The sequence below is a fragment of the bacterium genome, from assembly GCA_030654305.1.
Taxonomy (GTDB): domain Bacteria; phylum Krumholzibacteriota; class Krumholzibacteriia; order LZORAL124-64-63; family LZORAL124-64-63; genus PNOJ01.
This window is the reverse complement of the sequence record JAURXS010000134.1, coordinates 1-3,674: the sequence shown is the minus strand read 5'-3', so window position 1 is coordinate 3,674 and position 3,674 is coordinate 1. Positions and strand designations below refer to the sequence as shown.

The window sequence follows — 3,674 nt, the reverse complement described above, 5'->3', positions numbered from 1 at the left end:
GTGACGGTTCCCTTGCCGCCGCCGGGGGAGTACGTCGCCACTTCGGATGGTATGTTATAACTCCGTATTACAGTTATTCATGCGCAGCCCTTTTGGGGAATGCTGAGGCCGTCGAGCCAGCAGCTTCCGTGCTCGACCCCGGCGCTACCGCACCACCTGCAGTTTCACGACCCCGCCCCCCCCGCCATGCTCGAGGCGCGCCAGGTACCCACCCGACCCGACCTCCCGCCCCGCCCGATCGCGCCCATCCCAGACCACGCTGCACGGCCCCGCGGGCAGTTGCCCGTTCACCAGCACGCGCACCAGCCTCCCGGCTGCATCGAACACCGCCAGCCGCACCTGCCCGGTCACAGGCAGCACGAAGCTCAGCGCCGTGCGCGGATTGAACGGATTCGGCGCGGCCCCGAGCGCTCCGGCGGACCCCGCGACCGGCACGTCGTCGCCGACCGCGGTCACCGCCGGGAAGATGTCGACGATCGCGCCTTCGACGACCGTCAGTCCGTAGGGGATCTCCTGCGGCAGCAGGTACCAGCCGTTGTAGGCGCCGCCCCAGCCGAAGTTCAGGTGGAAGTAGTCGTCGGAGTTCCAGCCGTCGACGACCAGGTTGTGCCCCATGCTCCAGGCGGGATCGACCACGGCCAGATGCGCGGGCCGGGCCAGCCGCATGTTCGCGGACAGGGCGGTGTAGAGATCCGGATCCGCGTCGGTCAGCAGCCGGCAGCCGTAGCCGAAGCGCACGTACGCGTCGAAGGCCTGGTCGACGCCGAAGGTCCCCGAGCCGGCGGCGCTGTAGACCTGCCGGGCGGCGACCCCGCACGCGAACACGAGCGCCGCCTTGTCGGTGTTGGTCAGCGGCGTGCCGGCGCTCCAATGCCCCGTCACGGTCTCGAGGTGGTTGTTGAGCGTGTCGAAATCGGGGAAGCCGTACTGCGCCGCGGCGTCGGGCACCCAGAAGTAGTTGCCGGCGTAGGCGTGCCAGTAGCGGTCGCCGCCGTCGAGCTTCGTGCCTACAAGGGTGCGGCGGTGGTCGAGGATCATCGCCATCGCGACCGACGGGCACCCCGCGAGGCTGCGCGCGCTGCCGTGGGCCACGTCCAGGGGGCAGAGGGCGTTGTAGGGCGCGCTCTGCGTCCAGTTGCCGGCGAGCCAGCCGCCGGTGGGGGTGGTGCCGGCGGGCGGCCATTGCTCGAAGCGGACGGCGGACACCGGCCGGCTGCCGGCCAGCAACTGTTCCCACTGCGTGTGATGCGCCGCCGTCACGGACGGCGCGACGAGCGCGCGCGCCTCGATCCGGCTCGCGAGGTCGGCGGCCACGAGCCGCGCCAGCGGGCTGTCGGCCAAACCCTCGTGCGGGCACGCCGCGACCGTCGCGTGGGCGACGACCGGCGGCAGGTCGGTATCGGCCGACACCACGACGTAGCCAGCGGGCTCGAACCCGAACACGTGGGCCACGACGCGGCCGCCGGCGACGATCTCCTCTTGCCAGGCGATCGCCGCGCCGCCGGTCGCGGCCGGGGCCAGCCAGGCCTCGGCGACCATGCGCGCCGCGGCGGCCTCGACCGGAGTGGCGGCGGCAGGGGTGGCGGTCTGAATCACGGCCACCAGCGCCGCGACGGCGATCAGTGACGCCACGGATGCCCGGCGGAGCAAGAGCCGCGAGTCAACTCGGAATCCCATCGCCGATCCCCCCATGCCCGCGTAAATCCCGGCTTTGTTCGAGTGTCCCACGCCGGGAGTCGCAGCGTCATCCCCCTCCGATCTCGGCGAAAGGCGATCTGAAAAGACAAGTTTCCAGTCAAGCCGCCAACCGCCGCGCCGAAGCAGCACGAGGGGATCGTAGCCGGGCGTATCCCGGCGTGGGCCGCAATCCTGCCGTGATGTCCAGGGGGTGGACTCGTGGTCACCGTCGTACGCAAGAGATCGACACCAGCTTCGACCCGCGGCGTCCCGGACCGGTCCGGACAGGGCGGGGCGAGCCTGATCGAGATCGTGATCGCCACCCTGATCCTGAGCTTCGTCGCCGTCGGGACGGCCGAGTTCTTCGCCCGCGGGAGGACCGGCTTCGACATGGAGGAGCACAAGCGGGTCGGCATCCTGCTGGCCCAGGAGGCGCTCGAGCGCACGGTCGCGCTGCCGTATCCCCAGATCGGGCCGTGGGGGGAGCAGCGCACGGTCGCCTCGGTCGTGTACGTGATCGCGGTGACCACGCAGGCCGACGTGCCGGAGTCCGACATCACGACGGTCCGCTGCAACGTCACCTGGAACGCGACGTCGACGGCCACGCGGACCGCATCGCTGGCGACCTTCGTCTACGATAACTGAGGCGGGTGGGGACGATGAAACGCATGACCCGAGCGGACGCCGGCGAGGGTGGGTACGCCCTGGCCGTGGTGATGATCCTGGTCTTCTCGATCGGGATCGTCGGCGCCGCGTTCTTCTCGATGGCCGGGCGGGAAACCGTGGCCTCGCACAAGAACCTGAACTCGCAGCGCGCCTTCTGGCTGGCGGAGGGGGCCAAGGCGCGGGCGATGCGCCACCTGTCGGAGCTGGGCAGCCCGCCCACTGCGGATTTCTTCATCTTCCAGAACGTGGCCGGGCCGGACGGGGGCACCTACACCGTCCACTGCGCCGTCGACACCAACGCCCTGTGGGCCGCCGAGAAGGGCTTCATGCTCGATTGCATCGGGACCGCGGGCGGGATCGACCGGCGGGTCCGGCAGCGGGTCCGCATGACCTCGTTCGCGCAGTACGCCATGTTCACCGACAACGAGTCGAACGGCAGCACCCAGATCTGGCACATCACGGGCGACGTGATCGGGGGGCGCCTGCACACCAACGGGACCCTCAACATCTCGGGCAGCCCGCGGTTCCTCGGACGGGTCACCACCGCCTCCGACCACATGAACGGCTACCGGAACTACTGGGTCGACGACATGAACGACTGGCCGGTCGGCGGGAACAACCCCGTCTTCGCGGACGGGGCCGAACTGAACGCGCCCGAGATCCCGATGCCCGCCACGACCAACGACCTGCGTCAACAAAGCCAGTTCGGGGGGGTCTACATCGCGCCGGAGTCGGAGCTCGAACTGGGCTACGTGGGAGTCCAGGGAGTGGGCGTCTCGGCGCCGGGGTGGCTGCGCTACCGGAGCCGCACGCCGCCGAACAGCGACTGGACCTCGGTCCAGATCTCCAGCCTGGAGAACGCGATCTTCTACTGCAACAACGACCTCCACGTCCGGGGCGTCCTGGACGGGGAGCTGACGGTCGTCAGCCACCAGAACATCCGGATCGTGAACGACATCAGGTACCAGGGCAGCGACGCGCAGGGCACGCCCCCGGCCGACTGCAACGACCTGCTCGGGCTTGTGGCGGAGCGGAACATCGTCTTCGCGGACAACGCGGACAATCGGAACAACCTGGTCGTCAACGCGGTGCTGATGGCGCTCGACACCTCGATCCAGGCGGAGAACTACACGACGGGGCTGCCGCGCGGCACGCTCACGATCTGGGGCGGCTTGATCCAGAGGTTCCGTGGCGCGGTGGGACAGTTCAGCGGCAACACGATCATCCACGGCTACCAGAAGAACTACCACTACGACCCGCGCGTGACCGGGCGGGTGCCGCCGTCGTTCCCCCTCACGGGCGTGTACGAGGAGACGGGCTGGGAGGAGAGC

General features: G+C 69.7%; 3 protein-coding genes. 2 read left to right on the top strand and 1 reads right to left on the bottom strand.

All coding sequences use genetic code 11. The annotated features are described in order from the left end of the window. Positions 1-144 precede the first annotated feature (144 nt). Positions 145-1,632, bottom strand: a complete 1,488-nt coding sequence (locus Q7W29_03575) for a C10 family peptidase (GenBank protein MDO9170892.1) — start codon at positions 1,630-1,632, stop codon at positions 145-147. Positions 1,633-1,989: 357 nt separating this feature from the next. Between Q7W29_03575 and Q7W29_03570 the strand changes: the two genes are divergently transcribed. Both Q7W29_03570 and Q7W29_03565 read left to right on the top strand, forming a co-directional pair. After that, positions 1,990-2,322, top strand: coding sequence for a hypothetical protein (locus Q7W29_03570; protein ID MDO9170891.1), 333 nt, complete (start codon positions 1,990-1,992; stop codon positions 2,320-2,322). A 23-nt stretch (positions 2,323-2,345) separates the two neighbouring features. Further along, the coding region (locus tag Q7W29_03565) for a DUF4900 domain-containing protein (GenBank protein ID MDO9170890.1) at positions 2,346-3,674 on the top strand (1,329 nt) is incomplete at its 3' end.